Genomic DNA, 23,516 nt, shown 5'->3' with positions numbered 1-23,516 from the left:
CATGCCAACAACAGCAGTAATCCACTTATCCATACAGTGATAATCGAGTACAGCACTATAAAAATAATTGTTAAACACAAAAGCTGAAAACCCAGTGCAATACGACTGGGTTTGAATTGATATCGTTGGTGAGTTTTTAACTCATCCGTGGACATAATCTTTAAGTTTATTGATCAAGCTTCTGAGTTCAGGTCGAGGTGGCTCTGAAACTTCCATAAACCAATCCAATAAATCTGGGTCTTCCTGATCAACTAACTCTTTAAACAAGGCTTTTTCTTGCGCACTTGCTGCTAAGTAATATTGTTTTACGTATGGGTCAAAATATACATCAATCTCTTTTAAACCGCGACGAGCACGATAAATCACTTTACGTTCTTCTAAAGTAAGTTCTTCTGACATCATTTTCCCCCAATGGTTAATTCTGACTTAGTTTACCCGATTCCCGATCAATTTCTCGCTAAATTCTTCTAAATGACCAAATTCATCATTTAAAAATGAGTTTTGAGCATTCATCTCATTGCGACACATAAGCAATTCACATAATTTCAACTCACTAAAACTCATATGGATATTATAAAAATGCAATCAGGTGCTATCCGACCTTTAACCAATATGTTGCCTCGTAAATTGTTTAATTCCGATCACGATGCTTTTCGTGAAACAGTACGTAAATTTTATGAAAAAGAAGTTGTGCCAAATATTGCTAAATATGAACAGCAACAACATGTAGATCGCGATTTATGGAACAAAGCAGGTGAAATGGGGCTGCTCTGCGCAACCATGCCTGAAGAATATGGTGGCTATGGCGTAGATCGCCTCTACAGTATGATTCTGATTGAAGAACAAGCCTATGCAATGGACTCTTCTACAGGTTTTTCTTTGCACTCGGATATTGTTGCCAACTACATCAACAACTTTGGTAATGAAGAACAGAAAAAACATTGGATTGCTAAAATGGCTTCTGGAGAAACCGTCACAGCCATTGCGATGACAGAACCGGGAACAGGCTCAGACCTACAAGGTGTTCGCACCACCGCCGTTTTAGACGGGGATGAATATGTGATCAATGGTTCTAAGATCTTTATTACCAATGGTTATCTATGTGATATGGCAATTGTGGTATGTAAAACAGGCAGTTCAGAGAAAGGTTCTGCCAACCTATCTTTGATTATCGTTGAAGCTGACCGTGCTGGCTTTAGCAAAGGCAAACCACTCAATAAAATTGGTATGAAAGGACAAGATACTTGTGAATTGTTCTTTGAAGATGTTCGTGTACCAAAAGAAAATTTATTGGGTATGGAAGGCATGGGTTTTATCATGCTGATGAAAGAGTTGGCATGGGAACGTATGCTGGTCGCGATTATCTGCCAAGCAGGCGCAGAAGCAGCGTTGGCACACACCGTTCAATATACCAAAGACCGTAAAGCGTTTGGTAAACCGATCGGTGCTTTTCAAAATACACGTTTTAAACTTGCTGAAATGCGCACAGAAATTGATTTCTGCCGTGCTTACCTCGACCGTTGTATGGAATTACAACTTGAAGGTACATTAGGTGTTGATGCTGCAGCTGCTGCAAAATACAAAATTTCAGAAGTATTCTCTAATGTCGTTGATGAATGCCTTCAATTACATGGTGGTTATGGTTATATGCTGGAATATCCAATTGCACGTGCTTATATCGATAATCGGGCAAATCGTATTTATGCAGGTACAAACGAGATTATGAAAGAACTGATTTCCCGTTCTTTATAATTTATCTGATCATTGTTAAAGGAGCTTAGGCTCCTTTTTCTATCACCAAGCATTCTTTTTAAATCAATTTTCCTGTTGCAATAAACAAGGAGCTTTCGCTCCTTGTTTATTTCATAGCTTGTTTATTTTGCTATTTCTTAGTTTGGTTGCTTCTAGGTTTGATTAAGAAACCAGTTTAGGCTTTTTTGCGAGTTGTGCTTCACGCTTATGAAATTTTAAAACACCATCTTCAAACTTGGCATTTTTAAGTTCTTTACGATCTGCTAAATAGTTATTCGACACTTTCCAAGGTGCATGCTTACCTTGTTTCGGCATCACATCTGCCGCACGAGCAATATACCCTGAGCTTAAACTGCCCATCACCGTATCTTCCATCAATTCAGTTGCATCGCCTTGAGGAATAACTTCGTCATAGCCTTTTTTGTCCATATAGTTTACAAGACGGCAAATATACTCACCTGCGATATCAACTTTTAATGTCCATGATGCGTTGATATAACCAATGATCATTGCCATATTTGGCACATCGCTAACCATCACACCCTGATACAGCATGTGTTGAGACGTATTCATTGGCTTATTATCAATTGTAGCTTTGATACCACCCAAGATTTGGATTTCTAAACCTGTTGCTGAAACGATGATATCCGCATCTAAATGCTTACCAGATTTTAATTGAATACCTGTTGCAGTAATTTTCTCAATTTGATCTGTTTCAACACTGGCTTTACCAGAGCGTAAAATCTTAAATAAGTCGCCATCTGGCACAACACATAAACGCTGATCCCACGGATTATATGTTGGGGTAAAGTGTTTCATATCCACTTTGCCTTTTAATTGCATTTCAATCGATTTGAGTAAGAACTTACGCAGTAACTTCGGTTGTTTTTGTGCAAGCGCATAAATACCGCGTTGCATACCAATATTACGTGCACGGGTTAACTTATAGGCCACATCTTCAGGTAAAACCTTACGCATTTTGTCATAAACAAAATCAATAGATGGGATTGAAGCAATATAGGTTGGTGAACGTTGCAACATGGTCACATGCCCTGCACCACCTTTTGACATCGCAGGCACTAAGGTAATAGCTGTTGCACCACTACCAATAATCACTACTTTTTTACTCGTATAATCTAAGTTTTCAGGCCAAAATTGTGGGTTAATAAATTCGCCTTTAAAATCATTTTTACCTGGATAATCAGGTTGATAACCTTGGTCATAATTATAATAACCCGTACATCCGATTACAAAGTTTGCAACCCACGTATTGAGTTTTTGATTTTCATCTTCAATTTGTACGACCCATTTTTTAATTGATGAATCATAATTTGCAGTACGTACACGCTGATTAAAATGAATTTTATCTTTTAATTTAAATTCATCGACAACTTCAGCAACATAGCCTTTAATCGAAGCGCCATCTGCCAAGACATTGGCTTTTTGCCATGGTTTAAAATTAAACCCAAAAGTAGACATATCTGAATCGGAACGGATACCAGGATATTTAAATAAATCCCAAGTACCACCGAAGCTCTCACGACGCTCAATAATTTCAAATGAACGTTGTGGTGAGTGTTTTGAAAGATGCGCAGCTACACCAATACCAGAGATACCTGCACCAACGATAAGAATATCAACTTGCTTTTCCATGTTGTTTTTATAACCTTTTTAAGAGTACTTTTTTATTAAAGCACAAATCTGACAATACGCAATGTCAAGTTTGCATTTTTCTGACGAAATTTAAGTCAATTTGGGACAAAACCATAAATTGTCCAACAAAAAGGCATAAAAAAAGGCCGGTGAAACACCGACCTTTTTCGAACAACCGATTGTTCTGTGACGTGAGTAATTAGTTTACTTCACGATCCACAAGTTCTACATAAGCCATCGGTGCAGCATCACCTGCACGGAAACCAGCTTTAAGAACACGTAGATAACCGCCGTTACGTTCTTTGTAACGAGGGCCAAGAACGGTAAATAATTTACCAACTGTTGCTGCTGAACGAGTACGAGCAAACGCCAAACGACGGTTTGCTACAGTATCGTTTTTAGCTAAAGTGATTAAAGGCTCAGCTACACGACGTAACTCTTTTGCTTTAGGCACAGTAGTTTTAATTAACTCATGCTCAAACAAAGAATTAGCCATGTTTTGAAACATCGCTTTACGATGGCTGCTGGTACGGCCTAATTTCACACCACTATTACGATGACGCATGGTGATAGTCCTACTTAATTAACGGCTACGATAGGCGAAACGATCGTCCATACGGAGACTAGCTGGTGGCCAGTTCTCTAAACGCATGCCGAGCTGTAAGCCCTTAGAAGCCAGAACATCTTTGATCTCAGTAAGCGATTTTTTACCAAGGTTAGGAGTTTTAAGCAACTCAACCTCAGTACGCTGTACTAGATCACCAATGTAGTAAATATTTTCTGCTTTCAAACAGTTAGCAGAACGAACAGTAAGCTCTAGATCATCAACTGGACGAAGCAAGATTGGATCAACTTCTTCACGTGGCTCTTGAGCAACTGGAGCTTGATCTTTCTGAAGATCAACAAAAATTGCAATTTGTTGTTGCAAGATTGTTGCCGCTTTGCGGATAGCTTCTTCAGGATCTACAGTTCCATTCGTTTCAAGATCAATGACGAGCTTATCAAGGTCAGTACGTTGTTCTACACGAGCATTTTCAACTGTGTAAGACACACGTTTAATCGGGCTATAAGAAGCATCTAACTGTAGACGACCTACAGGACGCGTTTCGCCTTCAGGGAAACGTGAGTCAGAAGTTTCATAACCACGACCTTGAGAAACTTTCAAGCGCATTTTTAATGAGCCTGAAGCACTTAAAGTACCAATCAGATGTTCAGGGTTAACCACTTCAACATTATGTGGTAAACGAAGGTCAGCAGCAGTTACATCGCCAGGACCTTGTTTTTCCAATGTCAAATATGCTTCGTTTTGATCGAACAGCTTAATAGACAATCCTTTTAGGTTCAGCAAGAGCTCGACGATGTCCTGCTGCAAGCCTTCTAAAGTACTGTACTCGTGCTCGACACCCTCTATCTCTACTTCAACCACGGCTGCGCCAGGTAAAGAAGACAAAAGGATGCGACGTAAAGCATTACCAAGAGTATGACCAAAGCCACGCTCTAATGGTTCAAGAATCACTTTTGCCGAGGTCCCGCTTGCCGCTTCGACCTTGATCGCTTGCGGAGTTAGAAACTCGTTTGCAGTACGCGTCATTATTGCTACCTCAAGGATTATTTAGAATACAATTCTACAATCAAGCTTTCGTTGATTTCAGCAGGTAAATCAGAACGATCTGGTGCAGCTTTAAATGTACCTTCAAGTTTTGAATGATCTACTTCAATCCAAGCAGCTGTTCCACGTTGAGCAGCTAATTCAATTGCGTTTTTGATACGTAATTGTTGTTTAGCGCTTTCGTGAACTGCAATCACGTCGCCCGCTTTAACTTGGATAGACGCGATGTTAACACGACGACCATTTAAAGTGATTGAACGGTGAGATACCAGCTGACGAGCTTCTGCACGTGTAGAACCAAAACCCATGCGATAAACAACGTTATCGAGGCGGCTTTCAAGCAATTTCAACAAGTTTTCACCTGTTGCGCCTTTAACACGAGCAGCTTCTTTGTAGTAGTTACTAAATTGACGCTCTAAAACACCGTACATACGACGTACTTTTTGTTTTTCACGTAATTGTAGTGAATACTCTGATTGTTTAGCACGGCTTTGGCCATGTTGACCAGGAGCTTTAGCAGATTTTTTTGTTTTGACGTCAAATGGTTTAACGCCAGATTTTAATTGCAGGTCTGTCCCTTCGCGGCGAGAGAGTTTGCATTTTGGACCAATATAACGAGCCATGAATGTTTCTCCTTACACGCGACGTTTTTTAGGTGGACGGCAACCGTTGTGCGGAATCGGTGTCACATCGGTAATGCTGTTAATTTTATAACCCACTGCACCTAATGCACGAACCGCAGATTCACGACCTGGACCAGGACCTTTTACAAGGACGTCCAAGTTTTTCAAACCGTAATCTAAAGCAGCTTTACCAGCAACTTCAGCAGCTACCTGAGCAGCAAACGGAGTTGATTTACGTGATCCACGGAAGCCTTGTCCACCTGAAGTAGCCCAAGCCAATGCATTACCTTGACGATCAGTAATCGTAACAATGGTGTTATTAAAAGAAGCGTGAATGTGTGCAACACCTTCAGAGACGGTACGAGTGACCTTCTTGCGTGTGCGAGTATCTTTAGCCATCTTTTAGCTTCCAGAAATCTTATTTCTTAATAGGTTTGCGCGGACCTTTACGGGTACGTGCGTTAGTTTTGGTGCGTTGTCCGCGAACAGGCAAGCTGCGACGATGACGAAGACCGCGGTAGCAGCCTAAATCCATTAAACGTTTAATGTTCATGGAAATTTCGCGACGTAAGTCACCTTCGGTCGGAACCTTAGCAACTTCTGCACGAATCGCATCAAGCTGAGCATCATCTAATTCACGAATTTTAGTAGTAGTCGTAATACCTGCAGCAGCTAAAATGTTTTTAGCTGTGTGGCGACCAATACCAAAAATATACGTGAGAGAGATAACAGCATGCTTGTTATCCGGAATGTTTACACCGGCAATACGAGCCATTCAAATTTCTCCAAAAAGGCAGTAGAGATAATCAACCGCCCCACAAAAATCTTGAGGGGCGGATAATAACCTAATTAGCCTACTGAAATCAACAGGTCTTAATTAAATTAACCTTGACGCTGCTTATGACGAGGTTCTGCGCTGCAAATTACGCGAATAACCCCATTACGACGGATAACTTTACAGCTACCACAAATTTTCTTTACAGAAGCTTGTACTTTCATGATGAAACCTTCTAAGTGCGCTTATCCCTTAGGATGAGCAGTCGTTTTTCTCATTAACGATTGATCGTCATACTGATGTGATGTCAAATGGGCTTGAAGCTGAGCCATAAAGTCCATAACAACAACAACTACGATAAGTAATGAGGTACCACCCAAATGGAATGGAATACCAAAAGAACTTTGTAAAATCATCGGCATTAAACAGATGACTGTAATGTAGATTGCACCAATAAACGTCAAACGATTAAGAATATGATCTAAGTAACGAGCAGTTTGCTCACCTGGGCGAATACCAGGTACATAAGCTCCACTGCGTTTCAAGTTCTCTGATACTTCTTTCGGGCTAAAAACAAGCGCCGTATAGAAATAACAGAAAAAGATAATTAACGCACCGAAGAGCACTAAATACAACGGTTGTCCAGGCGATAATACCAATGCCAAATCTTGTAGGCTACGTTTTACAATTCCTGCATTTGGATCAGCACTGCCTAACCATTGACCTAAACTTGCAGGGAACAACAATAACGAACTTGCGAAAATTGCTGGAATAACCCCTGCCATGTTGATCTTCAATGGCAAATGCGTTTGCTGTGCAGTGAATACACGACGACCTTGCTGTTTTTGAGCATAGTTCACAGGTATACGACGTTGAGCTTTTTCAATAAACACAATCGCTGCTAAAACAGCAACTGATAGCAATCCAAAGATAGCTAAACCAATTAAACTTGATTGGCCATTATCTACCGAAGTAAATGCTTGAATCACTAAGTTTGGTAAACCAGCAACAATACCTGCAAAGATAATCATTGAGATACCATTACCAACACCACGTTCAGTAATTTGCTCACCTAACCACATTAAGAACATGGTACCTGCAACTAACGATGTTAGCGCTGGAATGTAAAAAGCCAGTCCTGAAGTCAAAGTAATACCTTGACTGATTAGACCAGCACACATCCCGATACCTTGGACTAATGCGAGTAAAAGGGTGCCGTAACGCGTATATTGATTAATCTTACGCTTACCTTGCTCGCCTTCTTTCTTCAATGCTTCTAACGAAGGCACCACGGTCGACATCAACTGCACAATAATAGATGCAGAAATGTACGGCATGATACCTAACGCCAGAATGGACATTCGTTCTAATGCTCCACCCGAGAACATATTAAACAAACCTAAAAAAGTACCTTCATTAGCTTTGAAAAAACGTTCTAGAGCAACATTATCAATACCTGGCAGCGGAATATGCGCTCCTAGTCGAAAGACTACCAATGCACCAATCAAGAACATTAATCGGCGAATAATTTCACGATATTTCACATGAAATGGTTGACCTTTCATCATGTTAACATGACCTGAAGAACTAGGAGACATAGTCACTCGCGATTACTCCTCGACTTTACCGCCAGCAGCTTCAAGAGCAGCTTTAGCGCCTTTAGTCAATGCAACACCTTGAACAGTGAATGCACGAGTGATTTCACCAGAAAGAACAACACGAGCACGCAACATATCTTTACGTACAACATTCGCAGCTTTCAAAGTTTCAAGTGAAATAATATCACCTTCAACTTTAGCAAGTTCAGACAAACGTACTTCAGCAGTTTTCAAAGCCAATTGGCTTGTGAAACCGAATTTAGGTAAACGACGATATAACGCAGTTTGACCACCTTCAAAGCCTGGACGAACGCCACCACTTTTACGTGATTTCTGACCTTTGACACCACGGCCACCAGTCTTACCGACACCAGAACCGATACCACGGCCTAAACGACGATTATCACGTTTTGCACCTTCAGCAGGTGCAAGCTCATTTAAACGCAGAGTCATGGCTTATTCCTCTACACTAACCATATAGTAGACTTTGTTGATCATACCACGGTTAGAAGGTGTATCTATTACTTCTACTGTATGACCAATACGACGCAGACCTAAACCTTGTAGGCAAAGTTTGTGATTTTTCAAACGATGCGAAGAAGATTTAGTCTGGGTAACTTTAATCGTTTTCATGATTGATTACCCTAAAATTTGTTCTACTGAAAGACCACGTTTAGCAGCAACTTTCTCAGGAGACGTCATATCACGTAAACCATTAAAAGTTGCATTTACAACGTTAGCCGCGTTAGTAGAACCATAACATTTCGTCAATACGTTACGTACACCAGCAGCTTCTAAAACTGCGCGCATAGAACCACCAGCGATTACGCCAGTACCTTCAGATGCAGGTTGCATGTAAACACGGCTAGCGCCATGACGAGCATGAATAGGATGTTGTACAGTACCATCAACAAGATCAACAGTGATCATGTTGCGGCGTGCAGCTTCAAGTGCTTTAGAAATAGCAGCTGGAACTTCACGCGCTTTACCGCGACCAAAACCTACACGACCATTACCATCACCCACAACAGTTAATGCTGTGAAAGAGAAGATACGACCACCCTTAACAACTTTGGCTACACGATCAACGGCAACCAGCTTTTCAACAAGACCTTCGTTTTGTTCAACTTTAGCCATGATTAGAACTCCAAGCCGTTTTCACGAGCAGCATCAGCCAAGGCTTTGATACGACCATGATATTTAAAACCAGAACGGTCAAATGCAACTTTAGTTACACCAGCAGCCTTTGCACGTTCTGCGATTAAAGCACCTACTTTAGTAGCTGAATCTACATTACCTGTAGTTCCGCTACGTAAAGATGCATCCAAAGTAGAAGCTTGCGCTAATACTTTGCCACCATCTGCAGAAATAACTTGAGCATAGATGTGACGCGGCGTGCGGTTTACACACAAGCGAGTCGCACCCAATGCACGAATGTGCAAGCGTGTGCTTTTCGCACGACGCAAACGGGATTGTTTCTTTTCGTTCATAAGAACCTCGCGCCTTATTTCTTCTTAGCTTCTTTACGAAGAACAACTTCGTCAGAATAGCGAACACCTTTACCTTTATACGGCTCTGGTGGACGATAACCACGGATTTCTGCAGCAACTTGACCTAACAATTGCTTGTTAGCTGATTTCAAAATGATTTCAGTAGCAGTCGGAGTTTCAGCAGTTACACCTTCAGGAAGAGCGTAATCAATCGGGTGAGAATAACCAAGGTTAAGGTTCACAACTGTACCTTTAACCGCAGCTTTATAACCAACACCGATAAGTTGTAACTTACGTTCGAAGCCTTCATTAACACCTTTTACAAGGTTATTAAGAACAGCGCGAGCAGTACCAGCTTGCATCCAAGAATCGCGAGATTCTTTAACTGGAGCAATATGAAGTTGACCTTCTTCCTGTTTAAGCTCGACCAGCGCATGCAGGTTGAAAGACAACGTACCTTTGCTGCCTTTCACTTCGACCTGCCGGCCGTTCTGAGTAACTGCTACACCGTTAGGTACAGTTACTGGGGCTTTAGCCACACGAGACATGAGGAATCACCTATTAAGAAACAAAAGCAATAACTTCACCACCAACGCCTGCAGCACGTGCAGCGCGATCAGTCATGATGCCTTTGCTTGTAGAAACAATTGCAATACCTAAACCTTGCTTAACGCTCGGAAGTGCATCTTTACCGCGATACTGACGTAGACCTGGACGGCTTACGCGTTTCACAGTTTCGATAACTGGTTTGCCTTCAAAATATTTTAAAGTAATTGTCAAAGTAGCTTTGCCTTCAAGATCAGCAACTTCTACATTTGAAATGTAACCTTCTTGTTGAAGTACGTTTGCAATTGCAACTTTCAACTTAGAATTAGGCATAGAAACAGTTTGTTTCTTTGCCATTTGTGCGTTACGAACACGTGTTAGCATGTCGGCAACGGTATCTTGCATACTCATTTATAGTCGCTCCTTACCAGCTTGCCTTAACAACGCCCGGTACATCACCCTGCATTACTGTGTCACGTAATTTGTTACGGCTTAAGCCGAACTTACGGAAGTAACCATGAGGACGACCAGTTAAACCACAACGGTTACGAAGACGTACTGGAGACGCATTACGTGGTAATGTTTGTAACTTCATCATCGCTTCGAAACGTTCTTCATCAGATGCATTTACGTTTGCAATCGTAGCTTTTAATTCAGCACGTTTTGCAGCGTATTTAGCAACTGTAGTTTCGCGTTTCAATTCGCGATTAATCATACTTTTCTTAGCCATATCGACCTCTTATTTGAACGGGAAGCCGAATGCACGGATTAGCGCACGGCCTTCGTCATCAGTACGAGCAGTCGTAGTGATAGTAATATCCATACCACGAATACGATCGATCTTATCAAAATCGATTTCAGGGAACATAATTTGTTCCTTGAGACCCATTGAATAATTACCACGACCATCGAATGATTTCGCAGAAAAACCGCGGAAGTCACGAATACGAGGGATAGCGATAGAGATCAAACGGTCTAAGAATTCGTACATTTGTTCGCCGCGTAAAGTTACTTTACAACCAATCGGCCAACCATCACGGATTTTAAAACCAGCGATTGATTTGCGCGCTAATGTAAGAACTGGTTTTTGACCAGCAATAGCTTGCATATCCGCCAAAGCGCCATCTAACAATTTCTTGTCAGCTGAAGCCGCACCAACACCCATGTTGATGGTGATTTTAGTAATGCGAGGAATTTCCATCACATTGCCCAAACCAAGTTCTTCTTTCAACTTAGCTCGGATTTCGTCGTTATAACGTGTTTTAAGTCTGGCCATAGCCTAGTTCAACCTATTACTTCGCTACCGCCACTGATTCACCATTTGATTTGTAAACGCGAGTTTTCACGCCTTCAATCACTTGGTAACCAACACGGTCAGCCTTTTGGGTTGCAGCATTAAAAACTGCCACGTTTGAAATATGAAGCGAAGCTTCTTGTGTAACAATAGCGCCTTCAGCACCTGTTGCACGGTTCGGCTTTTGATGCTTCTTAACTAAATTAAGGCCTTCAACCTTAACTTGGTCATTTGAAACAGACAAAACAGTACCCTGTTTGCCTTTTTCTTTACCTGCGATCACAATTACTTGATCGCCTTTTCTAATCTTAGCCATGATTGCCTCTATTATAGAACTTCAGGAGCCAATGAAATGATTTTCATGAACTGTTCAGTACGAAGTTCACGAGTCACTGGTCCGAAAATACGAGTGGCAATCGGAGCCTTGTTGTTGTTCAAGATAACTGCAGCATTATCATCGAAACGGATCACAGAACCGTCTGGACGACGAATACCGAATTTAGTACGAACTACAACTGCATTCATCACGTCACCTTTTTTAACACGGCCACGCGGAATTGCTTCTTTTACAGTAACTTTAATAATGTCGCCAACAGAAGCATAACGACGATGTGAACCACCAAGTACTTTAATACATTGTACGCGGCGAGCACCACTGTTGTCTGCTACGTCTAGCATACTTTCGGTCTGAATCATTGCCCTACTCCAAAACCGAGCATCACCGGTCGCAATTTCGAAAGGCTCAAAGAGTACTCGAAATTGACCGATGATGCAACAAGAACGTCTAATTACTCAGCAGCTGCTTCAATAACTTCCACTAAAGTCCAAGCTTTAGTTTTTGAAATTGGGCGGCTTTCTTTAATGGTTACAACATCGCCAGTTTTAGCAGTGTTGTTCTCATCATGAGCGTGTAATTTTGTTGAACGGCGGATTGATTTGCCATACAACGGGTGTTGAACGCGGCGTTCAATAAGTACAACAATAGACTTGTCCATTTTGTCACTTACTACTTTGCCTGTTAACGTGCGAACTGTTTGCTCACTCATTGTGCGTTCCCCTGTTTTTCGGTAAGGAGGGTCTTGATACGAGCAATAGTCTTACGAGTTAACGCAACTTCATGCGATTTACCCAATTGACCAGTTGCTTTCGCCATACGAAGACGGAATTGGTTAAGCTGTTGCTCATCAAGCAAAGCTGCCAACTCTTCTACCGATTTTTCACGTAGATCTTTAGTTTTCATTACATCACCGTCTTAGTAACGATAGTGGTTTTAAATGGAAGCTTAGCAGCTGCAAGCGTAAACGCTTCGCGTGCCAATTCTTCACTAACACCATCCATTTCGTACAAGATCTTACCTGGTTTGATTTGGCAAACCCAGTATTCCACAGAACCTTTACCTTTACCCATACGAACTTCTAATGGTTTTTCAGTAATTGGTTTGTCTGGGAAAACACGGATAAAGATCTTACCACCACGTTTAACACGACGGCTAATTGTACGACGCGCAGCTTCGATTTGACGAGCAGTCATTTGACCACGCTCAACAGATTTAAGTGCGATTGTACCGAAAGATACTGTGCTACCACGATGCGCTAGACCAGTGTTACGGCCTTTTTGCACCTTACGGAATTTAGTACGTTTAGGTTGCAACATGGATTATTCTCCTTTTTCAGCAGAACGATCATTGCGACGACCACGACGCTCTTGACCTTCACCACGACCGCGACCGCGTTTAGCTGGACGTTCTTCAGCAGGAGCAGGGTTCATGACTTGTTTCATGCCACCTAAGATCTCGCCACGGAAAATCCAAACTTTAACACCAATCGTACCGTAAGTAGTTTCAGCGCGCATAGTTGCATAGTCGATGTCAGCACGAAGTGTATGTAAAGGTACACGACCTTCACGATACCATTCAGTACGTGCAATTTCTGCACCACCTAAACGACCAGAAACTTCAACTTTGATACCTTTAGCACCAGCACGCATAGTGTTTTGAACCGCACGCTTCATAGCACGACGGAACATTACACGTTTCTCTAATTGTGAAGCAATTGCTTCAGCAACTAAACGAGCGTCTAAGTCTGGGCGATCGATTTCGTTGATGCTTACTTGCGCTGGAACACCCATAATCTTGGTAAGTTCACGCTGTAATTTCTCAATGTCTTCGCCTTTTTTACCGATAACGATACCTGGACGAGCAGTGCTAATTGTTACTTTAGCAGCGCCTGTAGGACGTTCGATAAGAATATTGCTGATCATCGCGCTTTTAAGTTTTTTAGTTAAAAACTCACGAACTTGAAGATCTTTAAGCAAGTATTCAGCGTATTGTTTCGGACTCGCATACCAGTTGGCGTTATGACGTTTTACAACACCAAGGCGGATACCGATTGGATGAACCTTCTGACCCATATCAAACCCCTACCTTAACGGTAATGTGACAAGTACGCTTAGTAATACGATCTGCACGGCCTTTAGCACGTGGCATAATACGTTTAAGGCTAGTGCCTTCATCAACGTAAATCGTAGTAACCTTAAGGTCGTCTACATCTAAACTGTTATTGTGTTCAGCGTTTGCAATTGCAGATTCCAATGCTTTTTTCACTACAACTGCAGCTTTTTTGTTGCTGAAGTTTAAGATATTAAGCGCGTGAGCAATAGATTTGCCACGGATTAGGTCTGCAACCAAACGAGTTTTTTGTGCCGAGATAGCGGCACCGCGTAATTTAGCAGTAACTTCCATCATAGCACCTTAACGTTTAGACTTCTTGTCAACACCGTGACCACGATAGGTACGAGTTGGCGCGAATTCACCGAGTTTGTGACCAACCATATGTTCAGATACGATCACTGGAACATGGTTACGACCATTATGTACAGAAATTGTTAAACCAACAAAATCCGGGAGGATCATCGAACGACGCGACCAAGTTTTGATCGGCTTACGGTTATTAGCCGCGATAGCCGCTTCAACCTTAGCGAACAAGTGCGCATCGACGAATGGGCCTTTTTTCAGAGAACGAGGCATTGTCAGATTCCTTTACTTGTTACTTAACGCGACGGTCGCGAATGATCATCTTAGTCGTACGCTTATTGGTACGAGTTTTGTACCCTTTAGCTTTTTGACCCCATGGGCTTACAGGTTGAATACCTTTGTTACGCCCTTCACCACCACCATGTGGATGGTCAACTGGGTTCATCGCCATACCACGAACGGTAGGACGAACACCACGCCAGCGTGCAGCACCTGCTTTACCAAGTGAACGAAGGTTGCTTTCTGAGTTAGATACTTCACCTAACACAGCGCGACATTCAACGTGTACTTTACGCATTTCGCCTGAACGAAGACGAATGATTGCGTAAGAACCGTCACGACCCAACAACTGAGCAGAAGTACCAGCAGAACGCACTAATTGTGCACCTTTACCGATTTTAAGCTCAATGTTATGTAATGTAGAACCGATAGGCATATTACGAAGCGGTAAGCAGTTACCTGGACGAATTGGAGCATCGTTACCAGATTGTACTTTATCGCCAGCACGTAAGCCTTTAGCAGCAATAATATAACGACGTTCACCGTCAGCATATTTCAATAAAGCAATATGTGATGTACGGTTAGGATCGTATTCAATACGTTCAACTACAGCAGGAATGCCGTCTTTGTTACGTTTGAAGTCAACGATACGGTAGTTTTGTTTATGACCACCACCAACGTGACGAGTTGTAATGTGACCGTTATTATTACGACCACCAGTACGTTTTTTAGCTTCAACCAACGGTGCATAAGGCGCGCCTTTGTGAAGATGATTATGAACCACCTTCTCTACAAAGCGACGTCCTGGAGACGTTGGCTTACATTTTTGAATTGGCATAATTTTCGTCCTTATTCCGCTGTGCTTTCAGCGGTATCGCCCAAGTCAGCCATTTCAACATCTTGGCCAGCTTTCAGGGTGACGTATGCTTTTTTAACATCAGAACGACGTCCTAATGTTTTACCAAAGCGTTTAGTCTTACCTTTAGTGATAGTCGTGTTAACTTTAACAACTTCTACACCAAATAATTGCTCTACTGCTTTTTTGATTTCAAGTTTGTTTGCATCGATAGCAACTTTAAAAACTTGAACACCAGCAGTTTCGCCTAGAACTTGTGCTTTTTCTGAAAAAACAGGCCCTTTTAGGACTTGATAGATACGTTCGTTGTTCATCCGAGTTCTACCTCAATCTTCTTAGCAGCCGCAACAGACATAACAACTTTATCAAACGCGATCAAGCCAACAGGATCGATCCCAGCAGCATCAACCACATCAACGTGTGGAAGGTTACGAGCAGCTAAATATAGATTTTCATCTACAGCTTCAGTAACGATTAATGCGCGAGTAGCGTTCAAGCCGTTTAGTTTTGCAAGCAATTCTTTAGTTTTTGGAGCTTCAACTGCAAACTCTTCAACCAATACAAGACGATCTTGGCGAACAAGTTCAGCTAAGATACATTGCATTGCACCGCGGTACATTTTGCGGTTTACTTTTTGAGACCAATCTTGTGGACGAGCAGCAAAAGTTTTACCACCACCAACCCAGATTGGGCTACGAATAGAACCAGCACGAGCGCGGCCAGTACCTTTTTGACGGAATGGTTTTTTACCACCGCCAGAAACGTCTGCACGTGACTTCTGAGCTTTAGAGCCTTGACGACCACCAGCTAAATAAGCTGTAACAACTTGGTGTACAAGAGCTTCATTAAATTCACGTCCGAAAGCAACTTCAGACAATTCAACAGCAGAGCCGGAAACAGTTTTTAAATTCACGTTATTTCCCCTCAGGCCTTGATCGTAGGACGAACGATAACGTCGCCACCAGTAGCACCAGGAATCGCACCTTTAACAACAAGAACTGAACGTTCTGCGTCGATAGATACAATTTCAAGACCTTGTACAGTTACGCGATCATCACCTAAGTGACCAGGCATTTTTTTGCCTTTGAACACGCGACCAGGAGTCTGGTTTTGACCTGTAGAACCAATTACACGGTGAGATACTGAGTTACCATGTGTAGCATCTTGCGTACGGAAGTTCCAACGCTTAACACCACCCTGGAAGCCTTTACCTTTTGATTGACCAGTAACGTCAACAACTTGACCTACTGCGAACAAATCAACACCGATAGTGCCACCAACTTCACGACCTTCAAGATCAGCTTCTGCAACGCGGAATTCTTTAACTAAACGACCAGCAGCAACACCAGCTTTCGCAAAGTGACCTTTCTGAGCATTTGTTACGCGAGATTCGCGACGTTCACCAGTAGTGATTTGAATCGCTTGATAACCATCAGTTTCAAGCGTTTTGATTTGAGTGATACGGTTAGGATCAACCTCAATCACTGTTACAGGCACAGAAACACCAGCATCTGTAAAGATACGTGTCATACCGCACTTGCGACCGACTAAACCAATAGCCATGTGCATAAACCTCTAAAAAAGCGGCCTAATTAACTTATAGAGCGTTAATTAACCGAAAGCCTTAACCCAATGCGATCTGAACATCAACACCAGCTGCAAGATCCAACTTCATCAACGCATCTACAGTTTTATCTGTAGGTTGAACGATGTCGATCAAACGTTTATATGTGCGGATTTCATATTGGTCACGCGCATCTTTGTTCACGTGTGGTGATGTTAAAACGTTAAAACGTTCGATGCGAGTAGGCATCGGAATTGGACCACACACTTGTGCGCCAGTACGTTTTGCTGTTTCTACGATCTCTTGAGAAGATTGATCAATTAAACGATGATCAAAAGACTTAAGACGGATACGAATTCTCTGGTTAGACATACCAGTTAACTCCAAGCCAAATATATAAAGAATCACCCTTGACGCATCTCACCCCACTAAATAAGGTAAGTGTCAAAGGCAGTGAAAATCACTAAGGTCGTGATCGATGCCACGACTGTAACGATCTGAATGACTTTCTTCGCCATTCACCCCACCATATCGGAGGGTCGCTCATTATAACGATTGTTTAACACTTAAGCAAACTTATTTGGACATTTTTACCTTTTTTTGAGTAATTAATTATAAATAAAGCGCTTATTATTTAAACACCAGCTTAAACCCTTAAAACGTAATCAATCGCATGATTGAGCAACTGATTCCCAATCACATAATCCGTTTGTTGCGATTTTTTTAGCTTCAATAATGATTGACTGTGTACCCCACTAAACACCATATCTTCTTCTTCATGTTCAATGAAGATTTTTAGGCTATGCGGGGTGATTTCTGGATGAAACTGAAACCCCAATACATTTTTGCCAATTTGATAAAGTTGGTTGGGACATGCTGGATTCTCCGCCAAACGAATTGCACCTTTGGGAATATCAAAGGTCTCACTATGCCATTGCATGACATTGACCCGCTCAGGCAATTGGAAATAACCTTCTGGCACATGGTTGCTTTTATTGACCAAGGTCCAGCCAATTTCTTGCACAGTATTACGCCGAACATTGGCACCTAGAGCATTGGCTATCAACTGCCCACCCAAACACAACCCGATTGCGGGCTTTTCCGAAGCCAAATAACGGCGAATCCATCGTTTTTCGACCTTTAACCAAGGATAGTTGGCTTCATCATTTACACTCATTTCCCCACCCATAATGATGAGTAAATCCACATCATTGACATGCGGCAAAGCTTCTATTTCTAATTGTGAATCTGTGGGTAAAGCAAAAAATTCTGTTGCAGTAATTTCTGCGCCCATTGCTTTTAAATACTCATAACAGCTACCAAAGCCTTCACCTGCAATATGCTGAAAATAATGCACTTTAAGTTTTTTCATGTTATCACCTATTCTTGTTGTATCAATTACGCTACAAATCACAAAACATAGTTGGATAAATGCAAAAATGAAGCCAATATCAATTTTATTTATTATTTTTCACAATTTATTGCTTTTCGTCACTGAGCGATTATGTTTTGCTTACTTTAGTCCGGCTATTAACAAAAATTGAGTATTCCTGTGAAACAAAAACCAGTTACTGCTTTAATTCATTCTTCTCGTAAAGCACCACAATATATAAATACAATACAGCCTCCCCTATTTCGTGCGTCAACAATTATATTTGAAAATACCGATGCACTATTTAATCGCCATTGGACAGATCGTTATGACTATAGTTACGGCACACATGGCACACCGACAACGTTTACCTTAGGCGATCACATTGCCCAAATAGAAGGTGGTGAATATTGTTTACTTGCACCTAGTGGTTTATCTGCGATTAATCTAGTCAATTCATGTTTTTTAAGTCATGGAGATGAAGTCTGGGTTGCAGACAATATCTATGGTCCCAACATGGAACATCTACGTCATCTTGAAAAAAGTTATGGCATTATCGTTCAAGTTTATAATCCTATCGATGCAGACACATTCCAACCCAATGAAAATGCCAAACTGATTTGGTTAGAAGCCGCAGGTTCAGTCACACTTGAATTTCCTGATTTGGTGAGTTTAGTCAAAAAAGCCAAAGCAAAAAATATCCTCACGGCTTTGGACAATACCTGGGGCGCTGGCCTAGCGTTTAATGCCTTTGATTTTAGTCATGAACATTTAAGTGTAGATATCAGCGTGCACGCCTTAACCAAATACCCAAGTGGTGGCGGCGATATTTTAATGGGATCTGTGGTCACTCAAGCTAAAGCTTTACATCATAAGCTGTTCCGTATGCATGCCATTCAAGGTATCGCGATTTCGGGTGATGATGCCGCACAAGTGCAACGTAGTTTGGCCTCAATGCAAATTCGTTATGAGCATCAGTCGCAAAGTGCTTTAAAGATTTTAAATTGGTTAAAGAATCAAAATGTGTTTGCTCAAGTTTTACATCCTGCGGATTCTGACAATATAAGCCACACCTATTGGAACCAGACCTGCCAAACAGGACAAAGTGCTGGTCTTGTTAGTGTTATTTTTAAACCTGAGTTTGATATCAACAAAATCCGAAAGTTTTGTGATCATTTATCTTTATTTAAACTCGGTTTTAGTTGGGGTGGTCCTGCCAGCTTAGTTATGATTTATAATCTGACTGACATGCGTCATTTAGAACGCGCACATCTAGAGCAAGGTCTATTGGTTCGTTTCTGTATTGGCTTAGAGCATCCAGACGATTTAATCCAAGATATTCAAAATGCACTTCAAGCCATTCAAGCTTAATATTTCAACTCAGCAGGCTTAATATATAATCTCTGGGTCTTTGCTATATCAAATGACAGCAAGGGCCCTACACTCACCTCTAAACACGATTAAGCGCAGAGATCATTCAGCGAAAAGTACATTTAGCTTTTACTTATTCCCTGTGCATTTCAAGACATAATCCACACTCCCCCTACATTCATATTCAACAATAAAAACAGATTTACAACATCATCATTTAATGCAATTTTGTATAACAACAATGATATAAATATTGAGTCAGATGAAGAACATCCAAACTCAAATTAAAGCTATAGGAATAACAATGGGCACACCAATCGTCATCGCAAAAAAAACTTCAGATACAACACAAGATATTGTATTACACTCACAATTTGCTAACCGTCATGGTTTAATTGCAGGCGCCACAGGGACAGGTAAAACCATTACCCTTAAAGTGCTTGCTGAAAGTTTTTCACGGATTGGTGTACCCGTATTTCTTGCCGATGCCAAAGGGGATGTTTCCAGCATAGCCAAAGCAGGTTCAACCAATCCTAAATTTGAAGAACGCATTAAAAGCTTAGGGATAGACAGTGTTCCTTTTGCTGGGTCACCGACTATTTTTTGGGATTTATTTGGTGAGCAAGGACATCCGATCCGTACCACAATCTCTGAAATTGGCCCACTGTTACTTTCGCAAATGCTGAATTTAAATGACACTCAAGAAGGTGTACTTTCAGCGGTGTTCCGTGTTGCAGATGATCAAGGCTTACTGTTAATTGATTTTAAAGATTTAAAAGCCATGCTGACCTATGTCAGTGAAAATGCTGCGGCTTTAAAAGCAGAATACGGCAATCTCTCACCAGCAAGTTTAGGTGCTATTCAGCGTAATCTATTGGCTTTAGGCGATCAGGGCGGTCAACGTTTCTTTGGTGAGCCAAGCCTTGATATTATGGATTTTATCCAAACTGATGCCAATGGACATGGTTATATCAACCTCTTGGCTGCGGATAAGCTGATGAACACACCAAAGCTGTATGCAACATTTCTGCTTTGGATGCTTTCAGAATTATTTGAAAAGCTACCTGAAGTCGGTGACTTAGATAAGCCAAAATTGGTGTTCTTTTTTGATGAAGCGCATTTGCTCTTTGATAATGCCAGCCCAGCTTTACAAGAAAAAATTCAACAAGTGGTCCGTCTAATTCGCTCTAAAGGTGTCGGAATTTATTTCATCTCACAAAGCCCATTAGATATTCCAGAAAATGTTTTAGGACAACTGGGCAACCGTGTACAACATGCCTTACGCGCGTTTACCCCTAAAGATCAAAAAGCAGTAAAAACTGCTGCTGATACCTTCCGCGCTAATCCAGAGTTTAAAGTAGATCAAGCAATTACAGAACTGGCTGTTGGTGAAGCGCTTATTAGTTGCCTAGATGAACAAGGTACACCTCAAGTGGTTGAACGAGCGATGGTGATGCCACCCTACTCATCATTTAGCCCAATCACTTTAGATGAACGAAAAGCCTTAATGGCACAAAGTATTGTTGCGGGTGTTTATGACAATGAAGTGGATCGTGATAGCGCTTATGAAATGCTACAACGTAAAGTTTCTGATAGCTCACAACAGCAGGTGGCTTTTGATGCAGTGGCTCAACAAGCCAAGCAATTAGAAGAGCTCACAAAGCAACAACAGACCATCGATAAACAACAAGCCAAAGAGCAAGAACGCTTAGAAAAAGAGGAAGCAAAAGCTGCAGCTGCACGTGCCAAACTGACTCAAGACGTGATCGGAACTTTTGCTAAAAGCGCCGCAAGAACCTTAGGTGGTCCTACAGGACAAAAACTGGTCCGCGGTTTGTTAGGTTCATTATTTGGTGGGCGTTGATTCGTTTAAACACAAATATGAGGAGCGTTAGCGCTCCTTTTTTTCCCATTTTATAGCGCATGTTCTTGCTTATGTTTTTATTCGCTTATCCCGCTTATCAAGCCCGCTAAACATATCTAAAAGCATATCTAAAAACTTATTCAAAAAATTCATCTAAAAAACTTAAAAATAAATTCAATAATTTCAATCAATAAAACTTAAACTCAAACTAAACCATAATTATTTTATGTGTTTTTCTTAAAGGTGTATTGCAAATACATTTTATAAGGTATATTTTAAATACATCTTATAAATGACAGCCAAGAGAGATCAACAATGACTCCGCAGCAAATTGACCTTGTAAAAGCAACAGTTCCTGTTCTTCGCGAAAATGGTGTAGCACTTACCGGTTATTTTTATAATCGCATGCTCGGCAATAATCCTGAATTAAAAGAAACCTTTAATATGGGGCATCAACGTAGTGGTGCACAGGCTCAAGCCTTGGCTGGTGCTGTTTTAGCATATGCTGAAAATATTGAAGACCCTTCTGTACTTTTGCCTGTGGTTGAACTGATTGCCCATAAACATGTCAGTCTGAATATTCAAGCACCTGATTACAACATTGTCGGTGAAAACCTATTACATTCAATTAGTGAAGTATTAACTATTTCGATGGAAGATCCATTAATTGACGCATGGGCTGCAGCTTATGGGCAATTGGCCGATCTATTTATCAGTACTGAAAAAGCGATTTATGAACAGCACCAACAAACTCAAGGCAGTTGGTTAGGCTGGCGTAAATTTAAAATCGCTAAAAAAGTGAATGAAAGCGAAGAAATTACCTCTTTCTATCTTGCACCAGTCGATGGTGGTGCATTACCTAAATATGAAGCGGGTCAATATATTTCAGTGCGCGTATTTGTTGAAGCATTAGGCTTAAAACAACCACGTCAATACACGCTATCGACAAGTCCACAAGCAGACTATTTACGTATTTCAGTTAAACGTGAAGATGAAAAAGGTGATTTGGCAAGTGGTTGGGTATCAAATACTTTACATGGCTTAGCTGAAGGTTCAGAAATTGAAGTGTCTGCTCCAACAGGTAACTTCTACCTGATTGATAGTAGCAAACGTAATGTCTTCATTAGTGCGGGTGTAGGTTTAACCCCAATGATTGCAATGCTTAACCAATTGGTGACTTTAGACATGCCTCAACCGGCTAGCTTTATTCATGCATGTCGCAGTAGCCAAGTACATGCGATGAAACAACATATCCAAGAGCAAAAAACTAAATTCCCACGTCTCAGTACATTTACAGCTTATGAGTTCCCACATAGCGGTGATGTTATAGGTGAGGACTATGATGTGGCTGGTCGTTTAGACTTAGCAACGCTTGATACAGCATTACTCCCAGCCCATGCTGATTATTATCTTTGTGGCCCAATACCATTTATGCAACAACAACACCAAGCATTGGTGGCTCGTGGTATTAAACCTGAACAAATTCATAGTGAAGCGTTTGGTACGGGTGGTGCAGGTATCTAAATCTCCATCCGTTCTTTATAAGGCTGGTCTATGATAGACTGGCCTTATTTATTTCAGGATGAGATACATCTTTACCCATAGATGAGCAGCCTACATGCAACTAAATAAATTTACCGACTATGCCCTGCGCATCTTAATGTACATCGCGCCTCCAAAAGATGTGCCTTATACAATTGCCGAAATTGCAGAAGATTTACATGTTTCAGAAAATCACTTGGTCAAAATTGTGCATTTTATGGGAAAACAAGGTTGGTTGATTACCACACGAGGTAAAGGCGGTGGTTTGCGCTTAAACCCAGATATCTTAGAATATCGCTTAGGACATATTGTAAGAATTCTCCAACGCGATGCACAAATTGTAGAGTGCAATACGCCACCTTGTGTGCTACGTCCACGTTGCGGTTTAAAGGGTATTTTGGATCAGGCCGTTGAACAGTTTTATCAAAGCCTAGATCACTATACGGTTGCCGATGTTCTCAATGCGCCACCACAACATCCAAAGATCGTAAACTCGCCTATTCCCAATCTCAATGTTTAAGTCACAAAAGTTCATCGTCCAAAATCCAATGTCTCGATAACCAATATCTCAGTTAA

General features: G+C 41.3%; 35 protein-coding genes and 1 pseudogene. 5 read left to right on the top strand and 31 right to left on the bottom strand.

Annotated features, from left to right (window positions below; translation table 11 throughout):
- Positions 1–141: 141 nt before the first annotated feature.
- Positions 142–399: a succinate dehydrogenase assembly factor 2 gene (locus ACQ7EO_RS02220; protein ID WP_004816878.1), complete on the bottom strand. Its 258-nt coding sequence runs from the start codon at positions 397–399 to the stop codon at positions 142–144.
- A 180-nt stretch (positions 400–579) separates the two neighbouring features.
- Between ACQ7EO_RS02220 and ACQ7EO_RS02215 the strand changes: the two genes are divergently transcribed.
- Entirely contained in the window at positions 580–1,752 is a 1,173-nt protein-coding gene (locus ACQ7EO_RS02215; protein WP_004725731.1) for an acyl-CoA dehydrogenase family protein, read from the top strand.
- Positions 1,753–1,914: 162 nt separating this feature from the next.
- On the opposite strand, the gene ACQ7EO_RS02210 is transcribed toward ACQ7EO_RS02215, so the two are convergent.
- The 30 genes and pseudogenes from ACQ7EO_RS02210 to ACQ7EO_RS02065 form a co-directional block, all read right to left on the bottom strand.
- On the bottom strand, positions 1,915–3,405 hold the full coding sequence (locus ACQ7EO_RS02210) for a flavin-containing monooxygenase (RefSeq protein ID WP_434278787.1): 1,491 nt from the start codon (positions 3,403–3,405) through the stop codon (positions 1,915–1,917).
- A gap of 199 nt (positions 3,406–3,604) precedes the next feature.
- Positions 3,605–3,970 carry a 50S ribosomal protein L17 gene (gene rplQ, locus ACQ7EO_RS02205; RefSeq protein WP_004281488.1) on the bottom strand — a complete coding sequence of 122 codons (366 nt, stop codon included), beginning with the start codon at positions 3,968–3,970 and terminating at the stop codon, positions 3,605–3,607.
- Positions 3,971–3,988: 18 nt separating this feature from the next.
- Positions 3,989–4,996, bottom strand: a complete 1,008-nt coding sequence (locus tag ACQ7EO_RS02200) for a DNA-directed RNA polymerase subunit alpha (RefSeq protein WP_004816876.1) — start codon at positions 4,994–4,996, stop codon at positions 3,989–3,991.
- A 17-nt stretch (positions 4,997–5,013) separates the two neighbouring features.
- Positions 5,014–5,637, bottom strand: coding sequence for a 30S ribosomal protein S4 (rpsD, locus tag ACQ7EO_RS02195; protein ID WP_004725725.1), 624 nt, complete (start codon positions 5,635–5,637; stop codon positions 5,014–5,016).
- A gap of 12 nt (positions 5,638–5,649) precedes the next feature.
- Positions 5,650–6,036 carry a 30S ribosomal protein S11 gene (gene rpsK, locus ACQ7EO_RS02190; protein WP_001040166.1) on the bottom strand — a complete coding sequence of 129 codons (387 nt, stop codon included), beginning with the start codon at positions 6,034–6,036 and terminating at the stop codon, positions 5,650–5,652.
- 19 nt (positions 6,037–6,055) lie between these two features.
- The gene (gene rpsM / locus ACQ7EO_RS02185; RefSeq protein ID WP_004725722.1) at positions 6,056–6,412 is read right to left on the bottom strand and encodes a 30S ribosomal protein S13; all 357 of its coding nucleotides are present in this window, start codon (positions 6,410–6,412) and stop codon (positions 6,056–6,058) included.
- A 107-nt stretch (positions 6,413–6,519) separates the two neighbouring features.
- The gene (gene rpmJ, locus ACQ7EO_RS02180) at positions 6,520–6,636 is read right to left on the bottom strand and encodes a 50S ribosomal protein L36 (protein WP_000867907.1); all 117 of its coding nucleotides are present in this window, start codon (positions 6,634–6,636) and stop codon (positions 6,520–6,522) included.
- A 21-nt stretch (positions 6,637–6,657) separates the two neighbouring features.
- Positions 6,658–7,977, bottom strand: coding sequence for a preprotein translocase subunit SecY (gene secY / locus ACQ7EO_RS02175; RefSeq protein ID WP_171066869.1), 1,320 nt, complete (start codon positions 7,975–7,977; stop codon positions 6,658–6,660).
- A gap of 45 nt (positions 7,978–8,022) precedes the next feature.
- Positions 8,023–8,463, bottom strand: a complete 441-nt coding sequence (gene rplO / locus ACQ7EO_RS02170; RefSeq protein WP_004725719.1) for a 50S ribosomal protein L15 — start codon at positions 8,461–8,463, stop codon at positions 8,023–8,025.
- A 3-nt stretch (positions 8,464–8,466) separates the two neighbouring features.
- On the bottom strand, positions 8,467–8,643 hold the full coding sequence (gene rpmD / locus ACQ7EO_RS02165; protein ID WP_004725717.1) for a 50S ribosomal protein L30: 177 nt from the start codon (positions 8,641–8,643) through the stop codon (positions 8,467–8,469).
- Between the two features lie 6 nt (positions 8,644–8,649).
- The gene (gene rpsE / locus ACQ7EO_RS02160) at positions 8,650–9,147 is read right to left on the bottom strand and encodes a 30S ribosomal protein S5 (protein WP_004725715.1); all 498 of its coding nucleotides are present in this window, start codon (positions 9,145–9,147) and stop codon (positions 8,650–8,652) included.
- 2 nt (positions 9,148–9,149) lie between these two features.
- Positions 9,150–9,500 carry a 50S ribosomal protein L18 gene (gene rplR, locus ACQ7EO_RS02155; RefSeq protein ID WP_004725713.1) on the bottom strand — a complete coding sequence of 117 codons (351 nt, stop codon included), beginning with the start codon at positions 9,498–9,500 and terminating at the stop codon, positions 9,150–9,152.
- Between the two features lie 14 nt (positions 9,501–9,514).
- Positions 9,515–10,048, bottom strand: a complete 534-nt coding sequence (gene rplF, locus ACQ7EO_RS02150; RefSeq protein ID WP_004725711.1) for a 50S ribosomal protein L6 — start codon at positions 10,046–10,048, stop codon at positions 9,515–9,517.
- A gap of 13 nt (positions 10,049–10,061) precedes the next feature.
- On the bottom strand, positions 10,062–10,457 hold the full coding sequence (gene rpsH / locus ACQ7EO_RS02145) for a 30S ribosomal protein S8 (RefSeq protein ID WP_004725709.1): 396 nt from the start codon (positions 10,455–10,457) through the stop codon (positions 10,062–10,064).
- Between the two features lie 13 nt (positions 10,458–10,470).
- Positions 10,471–10,776: a 30S ribosomal protein S14 gene (rpsN, locus tag ACQ7EO_RS02140; RefSeq protein WP_434278786.1), complete on the bottom strand. Its 306-nt coding sequence runs from the start codon at positions 10,774–10,776 to the stop codon at positions 10,471–10,473.
- A gap of 9 nt (positions 10,777–10,785) precedes the next feature.
- Positions 10,786–11,322, bottom strand: a complete 537-nt coding sequence (gene rplE / locus ACQ7EO_RS02135) for a 50S ribosomal protein L5 (protein ID WP_004725705.1) — start codon at positions 11,320–11,322, stop codon at positions 10,786–10,788.
- Positions 11,323–11,338: 16 nt separating this feature from the next.
- Positions 11,339–11,656 carry a 50S ribosomal protein L24 gene (gene rplX, locus ACQ7EO_RS02130; protein ID WP_004725703.1) on the bottom strand — a complete coding sequence of 106 codons (318 nt, stop codon included), beginning with the start codon at positions 11,654–11,656 and terminating at the stop codon, positions 11,339–11,341.
- 11 nt (positions 11,657–11,667) lie between these two features.
- Positions 11,668–12,036 (bottom strand): 50S ribosomal protein L14, encoded by a 369-nt coding sequence (gene rplN, locus ACQ7EO_RS02125; RefSeq protein ID WP_004725701.1) that lies wholly within the window; start codon positions 12,034–12,036, stop codon positions 11,668–11,670.
- A gap of 92 nt (positions 12,037–12,128) precedes the next feature.
- Complete coding sequence (rpsQ, locus tag ACQ7EO_RS02120) at positions 12,129–12,386, bottom strand: 30S ribosomal protein S17 (protein ID WP_004725698.1); 258 nt, start codon at positions 12,384–12,386, stop codon at positions 12,129–12,131.
- A complete protein-coding gene (gene rpmC, locus ACQ7EO_RS02115) occupies positions 12,383–12,580 on the bottom strand; it encodes a 50S ribosomal protein L29 (protein WP_004725696.1) in 198 nt (65 codons plus the stop codon). The genes rpsQ and rpmC overlap by 4 nt, the downstream gene beginning before the upstream one ends.
- A complete protein-coding gene (gene rplP / locus ACQ7EO_RS02110) occupies positions 12,580–12,993 on the bottom strand; it encodes a 50S ribosomal protein L16 (RefSeq protein WP_004725694.1) in 414 nt (137 codons plus the stop codon). Before rplP ends, rpmC begins: the two co-directional genes overlap by 1 nt.
- Positions 12,933–13,749, bottom strand: a pseudogene (gene rpsC, locus ACQ7EO_RS02105) (30S ribosomal protein S3). Before rpsC ends, rplP begins: the two are co-directional and overlap by 61 nt.
- Before the next feature lies 1 nt (position 13,750).
- Positions 13,751–14,080 (bottom strand): 50S ribosomal protein L22, encoded by a 330-nt coding sequence (gene rplV / locus ACQ7EO_RS02100; RefSeq protein WP_004816873.1) that lies wholly within the window; start codon positions 14,078–14,080, stop codon positions 13,751–13,753.
- 9 nt (positions 14,081–14,089) lie between these two features.
- Positions 14,090–14,365, bottom strand: coding sequence for a 30S ribosomal protein S19 (gene rpsS, locus ACQ7EO_RS02095; RefSeq protein WP_004281508.1), 276 nt, complete (start codon positions 14,363–14,365; stop codon positions 14,090–14,092).
- Between the two features lie 19 nt (positions 14,366–14,384).
- On the bottom strand, positions 14,385–15,209 hold the full coding sequence (gene rplB, locus ACQ7EO_RS02090) for a 50S ribosomal protein L2 (RefSeq protein ID WP_004725686.1): 825 nt from the start codon (positions 15,207–15,209) through the stop codon (positions 14,385–14,387).
- 11 nt (positions 15,210–15,220) lie between these two features.
- Positions 15,221–15,541 carry a 50S ribosomal protein L23 gene (gene rplW, locus ACQ7EO_RS02085; RefSeq protein WP_004725684.1) on the bottom strand — a complete coding sequence of 107 codons (321 nt, stop codon included), beginning with the start codon at positions 15,539–15,541 and terminating at the stop codon, positions 15,221–15,223.
- Complete coding sequence (rplD, locus tag ACQ7EO_RS02080; protein WP_004816870.1) at positions 15,538–16,140, bottom strand: 50S ribosomal protein L4; 603 nt, start codon at positions 16,138–16,140, stop codon at positions 15,538–15,540. The genes rplW and rplD overlap by 4 nt, the downstream gene beginning before the upstream one ends.
- 11 nt (positions 16,141–16,151) lie before the next feature.
- Positions 16,152–16,790 (bottom strand): 50S ribosomal protein L3, encoded by a 639-nt coding sequence (rplC, locus tag ACQ7EO_RS02075; protein WP_004816868.1) that lies wholly within the window; start codon positions 16,788–16,790, stop codon positions 16,152–16,154.
- Between the two features lie 61 nt (positions 16,791–16,851).
- Positions 16,852–17,163: a 30S ribosomal protein S10 gene (gene rpsJ / locus ACQ7EO_RS02070; RefSeq protein ID WP_004725677.1), complete on the bottom strand. Its 312-nt coding sequence runs from the start codon at positions 17,161–17,163 to the stop codon at positions 16,852–16,854.
- A gap of 274 nt (positions 17,164–17,437) precedes the next feature.
- Positions 17,438–18,163: a type 1 glutamine amidotransferase gene (locus ACQ7EO_RS02065; RefSeq protein WP_004725673.1), complete on the bottom strand. Its 726-nt coding sequence runs from the start codon at positions 18,161–18,163 to the stop codon at positions 17,438–17,440.
- A gap of 180 nt (positions 18,164–18,343) precedes the next feature.
- Between ACQ7EO_RS02065 and ACQ7EO_RS02060 the strand changes: the two genes are divergently transcribed.
- The 4 genes from ACQ7EO_RS02060 to ACQ7EO_RS02045 all read left to right on the top strand — a co-directional run bounded on the left by ACQ7EO_RS02060 (position 18,344) and on the right by ACQ7EO_RS02045 (position 23,460).
- Positions 18,344–19,534, top strand: coding sequence for a PLP-dependent transferase (locus ACQ7EO_RS02060; RefSeq protein ID WP_434278785.1), 1,191 nt, complete (start codon positions 18,344–18,346; stop codon positions 19,532–19,534).
- Between the two features lie 304 nt (positions 19,535–19,838).
- Positions 19,839–21,398 (top strand): helicase HerA-like domain-containing protein, encoded by a 1,560-nt coding sequence (locus ACQ7EO_RS02055; RefSeq protein WP_315078987.1) that lies wholly within the window; start codon positions 19,839–19,841, stop codon positions 21,396–21,398.
- Between the two features lie 315 nt (positions 21,399–21,713).
- Positions 21,714–22,922, top strand: coding sequence for an NO-inducible flavohemoprotein (hmpA, locus tag ACQ7EO_RS02050; RefSeq protein ID WP_239044812.1), 1,209 nt, complete (start codon positions 21,714–21,716; stop codon positions 22,920–22,922).
- 94 nt (positions 22,923–23,016) lie between these two features.
- Positions 23,017–23,460 carry an RrF2 family transcriptional regulator gene (locus tag ACQ7EO_RS02045; RefSeq protein WP_434278784.1) on the top strand — a complete coding sequence of 148 codons (444 nt, stop codon included), beginning with the start codon at positions 23,017–23,019 and terminating at the stop codon, positions 23,458–23,460.
- Positions 23,461–23,516: the final 56 nt, after the last annotated feature.

Source organism: Acinetobacter sp. CE-15 (assembly GCF_051059255.1).
Lineage (GTDB): Bacteria > Pseudomonadota > Gammaproteobacteria > Pseudomonadales > Moraxellaceae > Acinetobacter > Acinetobacter guillouiae.
This window is presented reverse-complemented; position numbering and strand designations above follow the sequence as displayed.

Excerpts from the sequence above, each read along its gene's own strand:
- rpsE (WP_004725715.1), bottom strand. The coding sequence starts at position 9,147 with ATGGCTAAAGTTGAACAAAACGAAGGTCTTGTTGAAAAGCTGGTTGCC.
- rplX (WP_004725703.1), bottom strand. The coding sequence starts at position 11,656 with ATGGCTAAGATTAGAAAAGGCGATCAAGTAATTGTGATCGCAGGTAAA.
- rplF (WP_004725711.1), bottom strand. The coding sequence starts at position 10,048 with ATGTCTCGTGTGGCTAAAGCCCCAGTAACTGTACCTAACGGTGTAGCA.
- rplQ (WP_004281488.1), bottom strand. The coding sequence starts at position 3,970 with ATGCGTCATCGTAATAGTGGTGTGAAATTAGGCCGTACCAGCAGCCAT.
- rplB (WP_004725686.1), bottom strand. The coding sequence starts at position 15,209 with ATGCCAATTCAAAAATGTAAGCCAACGTCTCCAGGACGTCGCTTTGTA.
- rpsN (WP_434278786.1), bottom strand. The coding sequence starts at position 10,776 with ATGGCTAAGAAAAGTATGATTAATCGCGAATTGAAACGCGAAACTACA.
- ACQ7EO_RS02215 (WP_004725731.1), top strand. The coding sequence starts at position 580 with ATGCAATCAGGTGCTATCCGACCTTTAACCAATATGTTGCCTCGTAAA.
- rpmJ (WP_000867907.1), bottom strand. The coding sequence starts at position 6,636 with ATGAAAGTACAAGCTTCTGTAAAGAAAATTTGTGGTAGCTGTAAAGTT.
- rpsJ (WP_004725677.1), bottom strand. The coding sequence starts at position 17,163 with ATGTCTAACCAGAGAATTCGTATCCGTCTTAAGTCTTTTGATCATCGT.
- ACQ7EO_RS02065 (WP_004725673.1), bottom strand. The coding sequence starts at position 18,163 with ATGAAAAAACTTAAAGTGCATTATTTTCAGCATATTGCAGGTGAAGGC.
- rplN (WP_004725701.1), bottom strand. The coding sequence starts at position 12,036 with ATGATTCAGACCGAAAGTATGCTAGACGTAGCAGACAACAGTGGTGCT.
- rpsK (WP_001040166.1), bottom strand. The coding sequence starts at position 6,036 with ATGGCTAAAGATACTCGCACACGCAAGAAGGTCACTCGTACCGTCTCT.
- hmpA (WP_239044812.1), top strand. The coding sequence starts at position 21,714 with ATGACTCCGCAGCAAATTGACCTTGTAAAAGCAACAGTTCCTGTTCTT.
- rplC (WP_004816868.1), bottom strand. The coding sequence starts at position 16,790 with ATGGCTATTGGTTTAGTCGGTCGCAAGTGCGGTATGACACGTATCTTT.
- ACQ7EO_RS02055 (WP_315078987.1), top strand. The coding sequence starts at position 19,839 with ATGGGCACACCAATCGTCATCGCAAAAAAAACTTCAGATACAACACAA.
- ACQ7EO_RS02220 (WP_004816878.1), bottom strand. The coding sequence starts at position 399 with ATGTCAGAAGAACTTACTTTAGAAGAACGTAAAGTGATTTATCGTGCT.
- rplP (WP_004725694.1), bottom strand. The coding sequence starts at position 12,993 with ATGTTGCAACCTAAACGTACTAAATTCCGTAAGGTGCAAAAAGGCCGT.
- rplV (WP_004816873.1), bottom strand. The coding sequence starts at position 14,080 with ATGGAAGTTACTGCTAAATTACGCGGTGCCGCTATCTCGGCACAAAAA.
- rplR (WP_004725713.1), bottom strand. The coding sequence starts at position 9,500 with ATGAACGAAAAGAAACAATCCCGTTTGCGTCGTGCGAAAAGCACACGC.
- rplW (WP_004725684.1), bottom strand. The coding sequence starts at position 15,541 with ATGAACAACGAACGTATCTATCAAGTCCTAAAAGGGCCTGTTTTTTCA.
- rpmC (WP_004725696.1), bottom strand. The coding sequence starts at position 12,580 with ATGAAAACTAAAGATCTACGTGAAAAATCGGTAGAAGAGTTGGCAGCT.
- rpsM (WP_004725722.1), bottom strand. The coding sequence starts at position 6,412 with ATGGCTCGTATTGCCGGTGTAAACATTCCGGATAACAAGCATGCTGTT.
- rpsQ (WP_004725698.1), bottom strand. The coding sequence starts at position 12,386 with ATGAGTGAGCAAACAGTTCGCACGTTAACAGGCAAAGTAGTAAGTGAC.
- rpmD (WP_004725717.1), bottom strand. The coding sequence starts at position 8,643 with ATGAAAACGATTAAAGTTACCCAGACTAAATCTTCTTCGCATCGTTTG.
- ACQ7EO_RS02210 (WP_434278787.1), bottom strand. The coding sequence starts at position 3,405 with ATGGAAAAGCAAGTTGATATTCTTATCGTTGGTGCAGGTATCTCTGGT.
- ACQ7EO_RS02045 (WP_434278784.1), top strand. The coding sequence starts at position 23,017 with ATGCAACTAAATAAATTTACCGACTATGCCCTGCGCATCTTAATGTAC.
- ACQ7EO_RS02200 (WP_004816876.1), bottom strand. The coding sequence starts at position 4,996 with ATGACGCGTACTGCAAACGAGTTTCTAACTCCGCAAGCGATCAAGGTC.
- rpsH (WP_004725709.1), bottom strand. The coding sequence starts at position 10,457 with ATGAGTATGCAAGATACCGTTGCCGACATGCTAACACGTGTTCGTAAC.
- rpsS (WP_004281508.1), bottom strand. The coding sequence starts at position 14,365 with ATGCCTCGTTCTCTGAAAAAAGGCCCATTCGTCGATGCGCACTTGTTC.
- rplO (WP_004725719.1), bottom strand. The coding sequence starts at position 8,463 with ATGACTCTGCGTTTAAATGAGCTTGCACCTGCTGAAGGTGCAAAACGT.
- rpsD (WP_004725725.1), bottom strand. The coding sequence starts at position 5,637 with ATGGCTCGTTATATTGGTCCAAAATGCAAACTCTCTCGCCGCGAAGGG.
- rplE (WP_004725705.1), bottom strand. The coding sequence starts at position 11,322 with ATGGCCAGACTTAAAACACGTTATAACGACGAAATCCGAGCTAAGTTG.
- secY (WP_171066869.1), bottom strand. The coding sequence starts at position 7,977 with ATGAAAGGTCAACCATTTCATGTGAAATATCGTGAAATTATTCGCCGA.